This window comes from Sphingomonas sp. RIT328, assembly GCF_000632225.1.
In the GTDB taxonomy this organism is placed as follows: domain Bacteria; phylum Pseudomonadota; class Alphaproteobacteria; order Sphingomonadales; family Sphingomonadaceae; genus Sphingomonas; species Sphingomonas kyungheensis.
Genome location: NZ_JFYV01000001.1, coordinates 60,364 through 75,327 on the forward strand (window position 1 = coordinate 60,364; position 14,964 = coordinate 75,327).

The window sequence follows — 14,964 nt, forward strand, 5'->3', positions numbered from 1 at the left end:
GGTCATCGCGCCAGCGTCCGCAGTACCGGCGTCTGCTGGCCGGTCAGTGTCACCGTGATGCTCTCGCCGGGCAATAGGTCAAAACCATTGTCGGAAGCCTGGCCCGGCATATCGCCCATGTCGATCATCACCGCGCGCGCCAGCCGGGTGGCGGTGATCGTCGCCCGGTCGCCGTCGCGGCGCAGCGTCAGGCCGGGATCGGGATAGGCCATGTCCTTGGGCGCGAGCCGCTCGACGATCGTGCGGCTGACGCTGCGCCCGTCGATCAGCAGCTCGGCGACCGCATAGCTCTGCGCCGGCGGGGCGGCGCCGAACAGCGCCGGATCGGGCAGCGTCGCCACCGTCGCGGCGGAGAGCGGCGCGAGCGTCGCCGCCGCCTCGCGCGTCGCCAGCGTCGCGCCGGTCATGTCGCGCACCGTCACCCGCCAGCGCGCCGCGATCGGCGTCGTCGCGTCCGAGATCAGCGTCACCTGGGTGCTCGCGTCCTTATGCTCCGCGACGATCGCCTGCGGTGCGAAGAACCGCCGCGCCTCATACTGGAGCAGCTTCCACTGGCCGAGGTGATCGATGCTCGCCCAGCTGATCGACGGCCAGACGTCGTTGAGCTGCCAGAACAGCGACCCCATCGTCACCGGCCGGCAGGCGCGGTGGTGGCGCGCGGCGAGGCCGATCGCCTGCGCCTGATTGACCTGCGTCAGATAGACGAAGTCGGCGAAGTCCTTGGCCGGCCGCAGCCGCTGGTCGAGATACAGCCGCAGCCGGGCATTGCCTTCGCCCGCCAGGAACTTCTGATGCGCCTTCATCACCGCGCCGTCAGCATCGAGCGCGCCCGGCCCGGCGAAGTCGCGGATCGTCGCCATCGTCGGCATCGCCTGGAAGCCATATTCGGACATGAAGCGCGGGCAGTGATCGAGATATTGCTCGACCGGCTTCGATCCCGACCAGACGTCCCAGAAATGGCGATCGCCATTGGCGTCGGTATCGGTCGGGCCTTCGTAATCGCTCGACGGCGATCCCGGCATATAGGGCGTGCCGGGACTGTTGCGCGTGACGGCATCGCGCAGCACCCGGTCGAACAGCACCGCCATGCCGGTGCCGATCCGCTCCTGCTCGTCTGGGCCGACCGCGGTCTTGAACGCCTTGCGGTCGCTCCAATTCTCCCAGCCGGACAGGACTTCGTTATTGCCCGCCCAGAGGACGATCGAGGGATGGTCGCCGAGCCGCGCGACCTGCTCGTCCGCCTCGATGCGGACGTTCTCGCGGAATGCGGCCTCGGGCGGCGTCACCGAGCCGCCGAACATGAAATCCTGCCAGATCATCAGACCCAGCCGGTCGGCCATTTCGTAAAAGGCATCGTCGAGATAATAGCCGCCGCCCCAGACGCGGATCATGTTCATATTGGCGTCGCGCGCCGCAGTGAGCAGCCCCTGCATCTCGGCCGCCTCGACACGCGCCGGGAAGCTGTCGAACGGGATCAGATTGGCGCCCTTGGCGAAGACGCGATTGCCGTTGACGACGAAGGCGAAGGCGCCATCACGCCGGTCGAGCGACACGGTGCGCAGCCCGATGCGCCGCGCCCGCTGCTCGCTCGCCGCGCCGTCGACCAGCAGGGTCGTCGCGACGGTGTAGAGCGGCTGCGCGCCATAACCGGCGGGTTGCCAGCGCTGCGGCGCGGCGACGGTGAGCGGGATCGCGACGCGGTTGAGCCCGGCGGCGACCGCCACCGCCTGTTCGACGGTGCGCGCGGTGCCGTCGGGCGCGGTCATCGTCGTGCGCAGCGTCACCGTCTTCGCCCGGTCGGCGACGATCGTCGCGCGCGCGGTCAGCCGCGCCTCGGCATCGTTGAGCGCATCCTGTTCGACGCGCAGCGTCTCGATCCGCGCCGCGTCCCACGCCTCGAGCCGCGCCGGCCGCCACAGGCCGATGGTGACGATCCGCGGGCCCCAGTCCCAGCCATATTGGTATTTCGGCTTGCGGATATAGGGCGAGGTCTGGCGGTCGCCGGGATCGTCCTTGAACGCCGAGACATATTCGCCGGGCAGCGGGTGCTTGGCGGCGAGGACCAGCGGCGCGAGCTGCTTGATCGGCGAGGCGATGGTGACGAGGATCTCATTGTCGCCGGCCTTGAGCAGCGACTTGGCATCCGCGCGCCAGCGGCGATGCGCATTGTCGGCGGAGAGCAGCACGCGACCGTTGACGCGCACCGTCGCGAAGGTGTCGAGCCCGTCGAAGACGAGGTCGAGATGATCGCGCGCCAGCATCGCCGGCGACACCGCGATCTGCGTGCGGAACTGCCAGTCGGTCAGGCCGACCCATTGGATCGCGGCTTCGTTGGTGCCCTTGAACGGATCGGGGACGCGGTGGGCGGCGATCAGATCCTGCTGGACGCTGCCCGGCACGTGCGCGGGCAGCCAGCGCGTTTCCTTGGGATGCGCCTGTCCGGCAGCGCTGTCGGCGGGATCGATCCGCACCTGCCAGCCACGGTCGAGCGCCACGTCCGTACGCGGCGCGGCGAAGGCCGGCGTCGATGCGAGCAGGGCGAAGAAAAGGGGGAGGGCGGGCTTCACTGGACAGGCTCCGTCAACTGGACGTGATCGACCACGTAGAGCGGGTCGGCTAGCGGCGAGGTGAATTGCAGGCAGAGGTCGGCGTCGCGCGTCTGCGGCGGCAGCGCGGCCTCGAAGCGCATCCGGTTGGGCGCGCTTGCCGGATCGGGCAGCGGGAAGGTCGCCAGCACCGCCGGCCGCGGCGCGTCCTTCGTCGGGCAGCCGGCGGTGACGACCAGCTCGCCGTGCGGCGTGACGTTGTAATGCGCGCGCACCTTGGTGAACTCGTGCGCGAGCCCGAACGGCCGCGGCAGTCGCGCGACGTCCAGCGCGATCGTCCTCGCGCGGGCGATCGGCGAAGCAGGGAAGACCGAGCAAGTGTCGAACAGGTCGATCTTATAGGCGGGCGCGTCGGCGGGGGGGTCGGCGGTCAGCGGTACGTGCAGCGCCAGCGATCCGGTCGGGCAGGCGGTGAGCGCGTCATTGCCGGCGCCGAGCAACGCCTGCCGGTCGGTCGCGAAGCTGCGCGGCGCCGCCAGCGCCACGCCCGCGGCATCGAAGGCGGCGGCGCGGATCGTCGCGCCGGGTGGCAGCGTCAGCGGCGCGGCGTAGCGCCGGCTGCTGGCGGCGGGAGCGCTGCCGTCGAGCGTGTAGCGGATCGTGCCGAGCGGGGCCTGTGTCGCCAGGGCGACCGTCACGCGCCCGCTGCGCAGCACGTCGCCGCGCTTGCCCTGCAGCATGTACGTGACCGCAAAGGCGCTGTCGGCGACCTCCAGCCCTGCCCGCCGCCAGCGCGCGATTTGCGGCTGGAGCCGTGCGACGAAGCCGGGAAAGTCGCGCGCACCCGGCGCCGACCAGCTGATCTCGGCGAGCGCCGCGGCGCGCGGGAAGATCGCATGCTGCACCTGCCGCGCGGTGATGAGATATTCGCTGAACGCATTGCCCTGCGCGCCGAGGATATGTCCGGCGGCGGCGGCATCGATGCCCGCGGGCAGCGGATCGTAGCGATACAGGTCGGCCAGCGTCTGGATCGCCAGCCGGCCGGGCGGCTCGTCCGCCTGATCGCTCTGCGCATTGTCGAGGTAGAGCGTCGGCCCCGGCGACAGCACGACATCGTGCCCGCGCTTCGCCGCCTCGACCGCGCCCGTCTCGCCGCGCCACGACATCACCGCCGCCGATTGCGGCAATTCGCCTTCGAGGATCTCGTCCCAGCCGATCAGCCGCCGGTTGCGCTTGGCGAGATAGGCGGCGAGCTGGTCGATCAGCCAGCTCTGCATCTGCATCTCGGTCTTGAGGCCGAGCGATGCCATCTGCGCCTGCACAGCGGGCGAGCGCTCCCATTGATCCTTGACCGCCTCGTCGCCGCCGAGATGGATATACGGGCCCGGAAACACCGCGAGCAGCTCGTCGAGAATGTCCTCGACGAAACGCACCGTTTCGGGGCGCGGGTTGAGCAGATACGGGTTGACGCCCCAGTCGTGGCCGACTGCGGGCCGATCGCCGAGCACGCCATGTTCGGGATAGGCGGCGACCAGGGCCTGCGCATGGCCGGGCAGGTCGATCTCTGGCACGATGACGATACCACGCTCGGCGGCATAGGCGACGAGGCCGCGCAGCTCCGCCTGCGTATAGAAGCCGCCGACGCGCGCTCCCGGCGGGCCGCCGGCGGAGGGCGGGGTGCGCCAGGCGCCGACCTCGGTCAGCTTGGGATAGCGTCTGACCTCGAACCGCCAGCCCTGATCGTCGCTGAGATGGAGATGGAGCGTGTTGAGCTTCACCGCCGCCATCTGGTCGACGATATCGCGCAGCACCGCGACGGGCTGGAAATGCCGCGCCGGATCGATCATCAGCCCGCGCCAGGCGAAGCGCGGCGCATCGGCGATGGCGAGCGCCGGCACCGCGACCGGCCGGCCATAAGCGCGATCCGGGCTGAGCAATTGCGCGAGCGTCATCGCGCCGTGGACGAGGCCGCGATCGCCCGATGCACTGATCCGGATGCCGTGCGCATCGCTGTCGAGCCGATAGGCCTCGTCGCCGGTGACGGTCGCATCGCGGACGAAGCGGATCGCGGCCTCGCCGGCGACTGGTGCGAGCGCGATCCCGCGCGCGACGCGGACGTGCTGGGCGAGCAACCGCGCGGCGGCCGCCGCACCGGCATCGCCCGGCGGTGTGCCGACCCGCGCGCCGTCGGCGACGAGGAAGCTTCCGCTGCCCTGCGTCACGCTCTGCGGCAGGGGGACGAGCGGCAGCTCGCCCGCAGCCGGCGGGGCGGGGCGGGCGGCGGCGGGCGCGGTCAGCAGCGCCAACGCAGCGCCGACGACGATCGCGATTCCCGGTTGCTCCCTCATGGCCGCCCCTTGGTCCTGTTTTGGTATTGATGGTATCTTGGCCGACGCTTTCCGCGGCGTCCATGCCTGATCTGCAAAAAAGCCCCGGCAGCCGCATCACGGGCTGCCGAGGCAATGATTTTTTACACACGTTATTTGAGTGGTTTGGTCGGGGCGTCTTACATCCGGAACGACACCGCCGCCGCAAAGGTGCGGCCGTTCTTGTAGAAGGCGGTGGGCCGGTCCGGCGTCGCATTATATTGCAGGTACGTCTCGTCGAGCAGGTTCTGCGCGTTGACGCTGAGCACGATGCCCTTGGTGATGTTGAGCGAGGCGGAGGCATCGAGCTGGCTGTAGGGCGCGACCATTTCGCGCGAGCCGAGCCGGCCGATCGTGCGGAAATAGCTCGACCGGTAATTGTAACTGACCCGCGCCTGGAACGGTCCCTTTTCGAAATAGGGGATCACGTTGACCGTATGCTTCGACAGATAGGGCAGGTTGAGCGTCGTGCCGGTCACGTCGGTATTGGAGGTCGAACTCTCCTGATAGGAATAATTCGCCTGCAAGCCGAAGCCGCCCCAGATGTCGCTCTGCGCGGAGATCAACGCGCCGTTAACCTTCGCCTTGCCGCCATTGATCGGCTGGTTGACGTTATAGGTCGCCAGCGCGCCGGTCAGTGAGTTGAAGAAGACCGCATTGGTCCGCGTGTTGAAGATATAGTTGCTGATCTCGCGTCGGAACAGCTCGACCGCCAGCAGGCTGCCGGCGCGGGGGTAATATTCGGCGGTCAGTTCGTAATTCGTCGACTCATAGGGCTTGAGGTTGGGATTGCCGCCGCCACCGTCGAGCGTGACGTTGTTGAGTGAGGTCGCCGCCGCCAGATCCTCGTAGCGCGGCCGCGCGATGACCCGCGCCGCCGCACCGCGGACGATCACCTTCGGCGTGATCGAATAGGCGATGTTGAGGCTCGGCAGGAACTTGAGATAGTCGTTCACCGTGCGGGTCGGCACCGGCACCGGATTGACCGTGTTGCTCAGCGTCGTCGCGTAATTGGAGATGTCGCGGGTATAGACGAGCCGGCCGCCGATATTGCCGCGCAGCCCGTCCTGATCGAAATTGGCCTGGGCATAGGAGGCCATCACCGTTTCGCGCACCTCGGTCGAGGCACCGACCTTGGTGACCAGCGGGCTGTTGATCGCATTGGCGAGGATGTCGATCACCGACTGCTGCGGCAGGTTGAGATATTTGGTGGCATTGCCCATGCCGCCGCTGCCGTCGAACGTACCGTCGGGCGTGGTCAGCGCGGTGACGCCGAGCTGGGTGACGTCGAGCGACTGCTGCAGATAGGTGTTGATCCCGCGCGCATCGACGCGATTGACGTGATCGGTGACGCGGCTGCCGAGCAGGATCTCCGTGAACGGCCCGACGCTGACCGGGATGGTCGCGTCATAGCCGCCGAAGATATCGCGATCGGTGGTGACGCTATAGTCCAGCCCGCCGATCTGCGCCGCGATCAATTGCGCCCCGGTTGACGTCAGCACCGGCCGCCCCTCGATCTGCGCGGCGTTGTTGTTCGGATTGGTGAAATAGTTCGCCGGATTGGTCAGGTCGCCGACGAAATTGACCGTCGCGGTGTTGTTGGTGAAGGCGTAGCTGTACGGCAGCTTGGTCTGCACGTTGAACAGATATTCGGGATTGCGGCCGCCCTTGGCGCGCGACCAGCCGCCCGAGAAGTTGACCTTGGCGCCGCCGTCGCCCTCCCAGTCGGCGAACAGGTTGAGATTGTCGGTCTTGAGGCTGGTGCGGCGGACGAGCGTATCGAGCTGCGCGCTCTGGCTCGTCGCCGCGCCGAAGCTCGCGGCGGTGACGACGCCGTTGCTGATCGTCGCGGACTGCAACACGTTCCCCGTCCAGGCGCCGGGGATGGTGTACATCGACTGGCTGTAATTGTTGTAATTGCCGTCGATATGCGTGCCGTTGAGGGTGAGAGTCAGATCGCTGCTCGGCCGGAACTGCATCGTGCCCGACACGCTCTTGCGCTCGCGCTGCTGCTGGAAATAGGCGTAGTTGATGCCGAAGGGCGAGGCCGCCTTGTACAGATCCTCGATCGTGCCGCCGGTGATCGTCGCGCCGGGGCTCTTGAGGCTGAGGGTGCCGTCGCTGGCGCGATTGACGAACGGGCTGTTGTAGGTGCCGTCGGCATTGGGTGCGGTATTGTCATAGCCGAAGAATTCGACGCCGGCGCGGGTCAGGTTCTGCTTGTCGTAGGTGGCGGCGACGAGCACGCCGAACGTCTCGTCGGCGTTGCGCCAGCTGTACAGGCCCGAGCCGCGGGCGTTGCCCTTGTCCGACCGGTCATTGTACGAATAGCCGCCCGAGGCGAAGATCGAATTGGCCGGCAGATCGAGCGGCCGGCGCGTGCGGACGATCACCGTACCGCCGAGGCTGCCCTCCTCGATCCGCGGCTCGGGCGACTTGTACACTTCGAGCCGGTCGACCAGTTCGGGAGCGAGCAGCGAATAGTTGAAGGTGCGGCTCGACGGATCATTGTCGTTGCCGCCCCAGTCGGCCGAGGCGAGCGCATGGCCGTCGAGCAGCATGCGGTTGAGCGCCGGATCGGTGCCGAGGATCGCCACCTTCTCGCCTTCGCCGAAGCGCCGGTCGATGCTGACGCCGGGAATGTGCGACAGCGATTCCGCGACGTTGCGATCGGGGAATTTGCCGACGTCTTCCGAGGTGATGACATCGACCACCGCATTGGCGTTGCGCTTGACGTTGATCGCCTTTTGCAGACTGCCGCGATAGCCGGTGACGATGATGTCGCCGTCGGCCGGTGCGTCCGTCGCGGTCGTCGTCGCCGCCTGATCGTCGCTGCCGGGTGGGCTGGCGGTCGGCGCGGTCTGCGCCGTCGACGGAAGGGCCGCGGCAAGGCCGGCCAGTGCCGTGGTCACGAGGATCGCATGGCGAAGGTGCATCAGCTTCAGTCCCCTTTGTGGCGCACGCCCGGCCGCATGCCCCGTTCACACAGCCGCATCGGCCGGCGGCGATCCACGAGCGTGCCATTTTGGCATATAAATCCGCTCGCTATGGAAAGGTTATAACCAATCCATGCCAATCCATGCATTAAAAGTGTAACATCGCTCGGCGAATGCGGCGAATTGTGTGACCGGTGGCGTGACCGCTCTGGGACCGGTACGGTCCGAAAGCGTGTAGCGCAGGTAAAGTGTAAAGCGATCAGTGATTTGGGAGAGAGGATCATGCGGGACGACGGATACGGCGGCGGCGGGTGTTGCAACGGTTCGTCGCACACGATCGCGACGGACGAGCGCCGGCAAACGCGGCAAGTGCGGGTGATGCGGGCCGAATCATGACGATGCAGGCGAATCGTCACGACACTTCGGACACCGCTCCGCGAATCACTCTGGAGATCTGCGTCGAGACCGTCGCGGGTGCCGCCGCGGCGATCGCCGGTGGCTGCGACCGGATCGAATTATGTGCCGCGCTCGCACTCGGCGGGCTGACCCCGTCGGCGGGTCTGGTCGCGGCGGTGCTCGATGTGGCGCGACCGGCCGGCGTGGCGGTGCGCGCGATGGTGCGACCGCAGCCGGGCGGCTTCACCTATGACGCGACGACGCTGGCGCTGGCGCAGCGCGAGGCGGCGGCGCTGGTCGCGGCGGGGGTCGACGGCCTCGTCTTCGGCGCGACGCGGGAGGGGGTGCTCGACACGGCGGCGCTGGCAGGCGTCCGCGACGTGTTGCCCGCCACCGTCGGCATGACGCTGCATCGCGCGATCGACGTGGTCGACGATCCGGTCGCCGCGGTCGATACGGCGGTCGCGCTCGGCTTCGACCATATCCTGACCTCGGGCGGTGCGGCCTCGGCGCCCGCCGGGGCGGCGACGATCGCCCGGATGGTGGCGCGCGCCGCGAGCCGCTGCACCGTCATGGCCGGCGCCGGTGTCGCCCCCGGCAATGTCGCCGCGCTGATCGCCGCCACCGGCGTCCGCGCGGTCCACGGCTCGGCGAGCACGGCCGCCGCACCCGCCTCCGCCGAGCGTATCGACTTCGGGCCGCCGCCGCGGATCACCAGCGCCAGGCTCGTCGCGCAGCTACGTCAGGTCATTGACGACCAGTCCAATCTAGGACAATTGTAGGGCAAGGCGCCACTGGCGCCGCTCTGCGAGCCGTGGCACCCGTTGACGCCACAAGCAGCAGAACAGGGAGTGAGGGATGAGTTTCGTGAGCCGGGTGGGGCGGTTTCGTGCCGACAATCCCTCACCGCTCTATCTGCAGCTGCAACAGCTCATCCGCGACGCGATCGGTGGCGAGGTGATCACGCGCGGCGATGCGATTCCGGCCGAGCGCGATCTCGCCGTCGAATATGGCGTGTCGCGCATCACGGTGCGCAAGGCGATCGAGGGGCTGGTCGAGGAAGGCCTGCTCACCCGTCGCCGCGGCGCGGGCACCTTCGTCGCCGGGCGCGTCGAGAAGAATTTCAGCAAATTGTCTTCCTTCTCGGAGGATATGATCGCACGCGGCCTGACGCCGAGCAGCAGCTGGGTTTCGCGCAGCGTCGGGACCGTCAGCCCCGAGGAATCGATGGCGCTGGCCTTGTCGCCGAGCGCGCCGGTGTTCCGCTTCCAGCGGCTGCGCTTCGCCGACGAGGTGCCGATGGCGCTGGAGGTGGCGACGATCGCCGGTTTCTGCCTGCCGTCGATCGATGCGGTCGAAAGCTCGCTCTACGCCGCGCTGACCGAGGCGGGGCATCGCCCGGTGCGCGCGCTTCAGCGGCTGCGCGCCGTGCCGTTCGGCACCGACCACGCGCGGATGCTCGGCGTCGATCCGGGCTCGCCCGGTCTGCTGATCGAGCGGCGCGGCTTCCTGCGCGACGGCCGCGCCGTCGAATTCACCCGATCCTATTACCGCGGCGACAGCTACGATTTCGTGGCCGAGCTCGCCGACAGCTGACACGAGCCCGGGGGCCCTGAACCAAGTGACGACCGATACGATGACGGGCACGCTGATGCGCGCCGAGACGCTGGAGGCGGAAGCGACCGTCGCCCGGCTGGTGGCGCGCAACACCGCCGCGCTGACCGCGCTCGGCGAGCGGCTGCGTGCGACCCCGCCCGACGTGGTCGTGACCTGCGCGCGCGGATCGTCGGACCATGCCGCGATGTACGGCAAATATCTGATCGAGACGCTGGTCGGCGTGCCGGTCGCCTCGGCCGCGCCCTCGGTCGTATCGCTGTTCGACGCGCCGGTGACGACGCGGCGCGCATTGTGCATCGCTATCTCGCAGAGCGGTCGCAGCCCCGATCTGCTCGCGACGGTCGAGGCGCATGCCAAGGCCGGTGCCGACGTGGTGGCGCTGGTCAACGACGAGACGTCGCCGCTCGCCGAGATGGCCGACACGTTGCTCGCGCTCAGCGCCGGGCCGGAACGCTCGGTCGCCGCGACCAAATCGTGCATCGCCGCGATGGCCGGCCTCGCCGCTCTGGTCGCAGCCTGGTCGGGTGATGCCGCGCTTGCCGAGGCGGTGAAGGTCTTGCCCGAACAGCTCGAACGCGCCGTCGCGCTCGACTGGAGCGCGGGCGTCGAGCCGCTTGCCGAGGCGAAGCAGATGTTCGTCATCGGTCGCGGCTATGGCTTCGGCGTCGCGCAGGAATGCGCGCTCAAGCTCAAGGAGACCTGCCAGTTGCAGGCCGAGCCGTTCAGCGCCGCCGAGGTGCGCCACGGCCCGATGGCGATCGTCGGCGAAGGCTTTCCGGTTCTCGCGCTGGCGACCTCCGACGCGGCGGGCGACGACGTGATGGCGGTGGCGGAAACCTTCGCCGGCCGCGGCGCGACCGTCCTGTCGGCGCATGCCGGCGATGCGCGCGCCAACCTGCCGGCGCTCGACGCGCATCCGGCGGTGCAGCCGATCCTGATGCTGGCGAGCTTCTACGGTCTCGCCGAGGCGCTGTCGCGGCGGCGCGGGCTCGATCCCGACACGCCCCCGCACCTCGCCAAGGTGACGCGCACGCTATGAGCGAGGCGTTCCGATATACCAACGGCCAGGTCGTCGTCGCCGATGCGGTGTGGCGCGGTGCGGAGATCGTCGTTGCGGGGGATCGCATCGCGTCGATCCGCCCGCTCGACGGCGAGGCGGGTGACGCGGTCGATCTCGACGGCGGCTGGCTGATGCCGGGCTTCATCGACACGCAGGTCAACGGCGGCGGCGGCGTGCTGTTCAACGACGAGACCGACGTCGACGGCATCGCCGCGATCACCGCGGCACATGCGCGCTACGGCACCACCGCGCTGCTGCCGACGCTGATCAGCGACACGCCCGACCGTATCGCGCTCGCGCTCGATGCGGTGGATGCGGCGATCGCGGCGGGCGTGCCCGGCGTGGTCGGCGTGCATATCGAGGGGCCGTGGCTCAACGTCGCGCGCAAGGGCATCCACGACCCGGCGCGCTTCCGCCTGCTCGATGCCGAGATGATCGCGCTGCTCACCCGGCCGCGTCGCGGCAAGGTGATGGTGACGCTGGCGCCCGAGCTGGCGCAGATCGATGACATCGCCCAGCTGACCGCCGCCGGCGTGCTGGTCAGCGCCGGTCATACCGAGGTGAGCTATGACGGGGCGCTCGCCGCCTTCGATGCGGGGCTGAGCGGCATCACCCATCTGTTCAACGCGATGCCGGCGATGGTGCAGCGCACTCCCGGCCTCGTCGGCGCAGCGCTCGACGATCCGCGGCCGTGGTGCGGGCTGATCGCCGACGGCGTCCACGTCGCTCCGGCGGTGCTGCGCATTGCGCTGCGCGCGCGCGGGCTCGACCGGATGATGCTGGTCACCGATGCGATGTCGTCGGTCGGCGCGGAGGTGAAGGATTTCGTCCTGCAGGGGCGGCAGATTCGCGTGCGCGACGGCATCTGCTCCTATGAGGATGGCACCTTGGCCGGATCGGACCTCGACATGGCGGCGGCGGTCGCCAATGCGATGGGGATGCTCGGGCTCGAGCCGGTGGCGGCGGCGCGGCTCGCCGCGGGCAATCCGGCGGCCTTCCTCGGCCTGTCGGCGGAACGCGGGGCGCTCGCCGCCGGGCTGCGCGCCGATTGGGTGCAACTGACCGCGGCGATGGCGCCGGTCGCCACCACCATCGGCGGCCATCCGGCATGACGATCGACCGGCGGCAGCTGCTCGGGTCCGCCGGTGCCGGTCTGACGCTGACCCTGCCCGCCGCCGCGCGCGCAGCGCGCGGGCCGGATTATGGCGCGCTGCCGATGCCCGCCCCGGTCGACGGCCTGCGCGCGCCGCTGCCGGTGGGGGATCCGTCGCGGATCGGCTTCGACCAGGGCTGGCTGTTCCACGAAGGCGACATCGCGGTGCCGCCGGCGGCGACGCATAACGAGACCTATCTGCGCGCCAAGGCGGGCAATGCGGTCGGCGCGGCGGCGATCGATTATGACGACAGCGACTGGCCGCTGGTGACGCTGCCGCATGACTGGGCGTCGTTCCAGCCGTTCGTCGAGAGCGCCAATGTCGCGCAGGGCTATCGGCCACGCGGCATCGGCTGGTACCGGCGCAGCTTCCACCTCGATCCCGCCAGCCGCGGCCAATATTGCGAATTGCAGTTCGACGGTATCGCCACCAACGCGACCATCTGGGTCAACGGTAGCGTCGTCGCGCATAATTGGTCGGGCTATAACAGCATCTACGTCGACATCACGCCGTTCGCCCGCTTCGGCGACGAGCGCAACGTCGTCGCGATCCGCGTCGATGCCGAGGCGATGGAGGGCTGGTGGTATGAAGGCGCCGGCCTCTACCGCCATGCCTGGCTCGCCCGCCGCGCGCCCGTGTCGATCGTCACCGACGGCGTGCATTGCGACCCGCGCGCCGGCAGCGGCGGCGGCTGGAGCGTGCCCGTCACGGTGACGGCGCGCTCGACCGAGGCCGCGGCGGTCGGGGTCCGCGCCGTGGCCCGGCTGCTCGATTCAGGCGGCCGGACGGTCGCGACCGCGACGACCGATATGGCCACGGTGCCGCCGCTCGGGCAGGGCGACCTCACCACGACGCTGACGATCGCCGATCCGGCACTCTGGTCGGTGGCGACCCCGACGCTGTACACCGTCACCGTGGCGCTCGAACGCGACGGCGCGACGGTCGATGCGCGCAGCGTGCCGGTCGGCTTCCGCACGATCCGCTTCGATGCCGACCGCGGCTTCTCCCTCAACGGCGCGCCGGTCAAGCTGAAGGGCGTGTGCATCCACCACGACCATGCCGGCGTCGGCGTCGCCCTTCCCGACGCGCTGATGGCGTGGCGGCTGGAGCGGCTCAAGGAGCTGGGCTGCAACGCGATCCGCTGCTCGCACAACGCGCCGCCGGTGGCTTTCCTCGACCTATGCGACCGGATGGGTTTCCTCGTCATGGACGAGAACCGCAATTTCAATCCCTCGCCCGACTATATGGCCCAGCTCGAATGGCTGGTGCGGCGCGACCGCAACCATCCCAGCGTCATCCTCTGGTCGGTGTTCAACGAGGAGCCGATGCAGGGCACCCACGCCGGCGTCGAGATGGTGCGGCGGATGGCCGCCGCGGTGAAGCGGCTCGACGACAGTCGCCCGGTCACCGCGGCGATGAACGGCGCCTTCTTCAATCCGGAGAATGTCTCGACCGTCGTCGACGTCGTCGGCTTCAATTATTATCCCGGCGATTACGACAAGTTCCACGCGCTCAACCCGACCAAGCCGATGACCAGCTCGGAGGATACCAGCGCGTTCGAGACGCGCGGCGCCTATCAGACGATCCCGGCGAAGAACATCCGCTCGTCGATGGACGACGATGCGGCGGGCTGGGGCGAGACGCACCGCAAGGGCTGGGCAGAGATCGCCAGGCGCCCGTTCGTCGCCGGCGGCTTCGTCTGGACGGGCTTCGACTATCATGGCGAGCCGACGCCGCACGTCTGGCCGACGATCAGCAGCTTCTTCGGCATCCTCGACCTCTGCGGCTTCCGCAAGACGGCCTATGACATCCATCGCGCCGGCTGGATCGACGATGCGCCGGTCGTCGGCCTGGCGCCGCACTGGACCTGGCCCGGACGCGAGGGGCAGCCGGTGCCGATCCTCGTGCTCAGCAATGCCGAGCGGATCACGCTCAGGCTCAACGGCCGCGTCGTCGGCGAGGCCGCGGTCGACCGGCTGATGGGCAACAGCTTCACCGTGCCATATGCCCCCGGCACGATCGAGGTGATCGCCTCAATCGGCGGACGCGAGGTGGCGCGCGCTGGGCATGAGACGGCGGGGCCACCGGTGGCGCTGCGCCTCACCCCGGCACGGCGCGCGATGGCGGGCGACGGCGAGGACGTCCAGCCGGTGACGATCGACGCGATCGACGCGCGTGGCCGCCACGTCCCCACCGCCAATCTGCCGACGCGGTTCGTCGTCACCGGCGCGACGATCATCGGTGTCGGCAACGGCGATCCCAACAGCCACGAATCCGAGAAGGGCGACAGCGCGACGAGCGGCGCGCGATCGCTGTTCAACGGGCTGGCGCAGGTCATCGTCCAGGCCGACGCCGGCGGGCGCGGTCGCATCACGCTGCGCGCCACCGCGCCCGGTCTGCGCCCGGCGGCGCTGACGATCGACCGTATCGCCGCGGCGCCGCGCGCGCAGGTCGCGCCGCTCGCCGCGACGCGGACGATCGACGACTGGCGGCGCTCGCCCTTGCTCGCGGCGCGCCCCGACGCGTCGCTGGCGCCGGCAGAGAATGACAATAACAGCTGGGCCTTCGTCCACAGCGGCACCGCCACCCCGGCCGAGGCGCAGGCGGGCTGGCAGGTCTATCGGGCCAGCGTCACGCCGGTGCGCGTCATCGCCGCGAAGGGCGGCCGGATCGCCTTCGCCGCGGTCGCGGGACGGGCCGAACTGTGGGTCGATGGACGCAAACTCGCCGACAAGGCCGGAGCGGCGGTCGGACCGATCACGGCGGCCTTGCCGGCGGGCGCGGGGCCGCGTGCGATCGTCCTGATCGTCGCGCCCGAGCCGGGCCGGCCCTCCGGCATCGTCGGCCCGGTGACGATCAGCGCGGGCTGAGGCGGTCACAAAGGTATTC

Annotated in this window: 8 protein-coding genes; 5 read left to right on the plus strand and 3 right to left on the minus strand. The window is 69.3% G+C overall.

Annotated features, from left to right (window positions below; translation table 11 throughout):
• Positions 1-2: 2 nt before the first annotated feature.
• The 3 genes from BW41_RS00320 to BW41_RS00330 form a co-directional block, all read right to left on the minus strand.
• Complete coding sequence (locus tag BW41_RS00320) at positions 3-2,567, minus strand: beta-mannosidase (RefSeq protein ID WP_037530198.1); 2,565 nt, start codon at positions 2,565-2,567, stop codon at positions 3-5.
• On the minus strand, positions 2,564-4,894 hold the full coding sequence (locus tag BW41_RS00325) for a beta-N-acetylhexosaminidase (RefSeq protein ID WP_037530200.1): 2,331 nt from the start codon (positions 4,892-4,894) through the stop codon (positions 2,564-2,566). The genes BW41_RS00320 and BW41_RS00325 overlap by 4 nt, the downstream gene beginning before the upstream one ends.
• 158 nt (positions 4,895-5,052) lie before the next feature.
• Entirely contained in the window at positions 5,053-7,848 is a 2,796-nt protein-coding gene (locus BW41_RS00330) for a TonB-dependent receptor (RefSeq protein ID WP_037530202.1), read from the minus strand.
• Positions 7,849-8,240: 392 nt separating this feature from the next.
• Here BW41_RS00330 and BW41_RS00335 point away from each other — a divergent pair, with 392 nt between their 5' ends.
• From BW41_RS00335 to galA, 5 genes are all read left to right on the plus strand, one after another.
• A complete protein-coding gene (locus BW41_RS00335) occupies positions 8,241-9,026 on the plus strand; it encodes a copper homeostasis protein CutC (RefSeq protein WP_235199437.1) in 786 nt (261 codons plus the stop codon).
• A 76-nt stretch (positions 9,027-9,102) separates the two neighbouring features.
• Positions 9,103-9,840 (plus strand): GntR family transcriptional regulator, encoded by a 738-nt coding sequence (locus tag BW41_RS00340; RefSeq protein ID WP_037530205.1) that lies wholly within the window; start codon positions 9,103-9,105, stop codon positions 9,838-9,840.
• A gap of 40 nt (positions 9,841-9,880) precedes the next feature.
• Positions 9,881-10,900 (plus strand): SIS domain-containing protein, encoded by a 1,020-nt coding sequence (locus tag BW41_RS00345; RefSeq protein ID WP_037530207.1) that lies wholly within the window; start codon positions 9,881-9,883, stop codon positions 10,898-10,900.
• Entirely contained in the window at positions 10,897-12,033 is a 1,137-nt protein-coding gene (nagA, locus tag BW41_RS00350) for an N-acetylglucosamine-6-phosphate deacetylase (RefSeq protein ID WP_037530209.1), read from the plus strand. The genes BW41_RS00345 and nagA overlap by 4 nt, the downstream gene beginning before the upstream one ends.
• A complete protein-coding gene (gene galA, locus BW41_RS00355) occupies positions 12,030-14,945 on the plus strand; it encodes a beta-galactosidase GalA (RefSeq protein WP_081792810.1) in 2,916 nt (971 codons plus the stop codon). The genes nagA and galA overlap by 4 nt, the downstream gene beginning before the upstream one ends.
• Positions 14,946-14,964 lie beyond the last annotated feature (19 nt).

Coding starts and splice junctions, on each gene's coding strand:
- BW41_RS00325 (WP_037530200.1), bottom strand. CDS start 4,894: ATGAGGGAGCAACCGGGAATCGCGATCGTCGTCGGCGCTGCGTTGGCG.
- BW41_RS00330 (WP_037530202.1), bottom strand. CDS start 7,848: ATGCACCTTCGCCATGCGATCCTCGTGACCACGGCACTGGCCGGCCTT.
- BW41_RS00335 (WP_235199437.1), top strand. CDS start 8,241: ATGACGATGCAGGCGAATCGTCACGACACTTCGGACACCGCTCCGCGA.
- BW41_RS00340 (WP_037530205.1), top strand. CDS start 9,103: ATGAGTTTCGTGAGCCGGGTGGGGCGGTTTCGTGCCGACAATCCCTCA.
- BW41_RS00345 (WP_037530207.1), top strand. CDS start 9,881: ATGACGGGCACGCTGATGCGCGCCGAGACGCTGGAGGCGGAAGCGACC.
- nagA (WP_037530209.1), top strand. CDS start 10,897: ATGAGCGAGGCGTTCCGATATACCAACGGCCAGGTCGTCGTCGCCGAT.
- galA (WP_081792810.1), top strand. CDS start 12,030: ATGACGATCGACCGGCGGCAGCTGCTCGGGTCCGCCGGTGCCGGTCTG.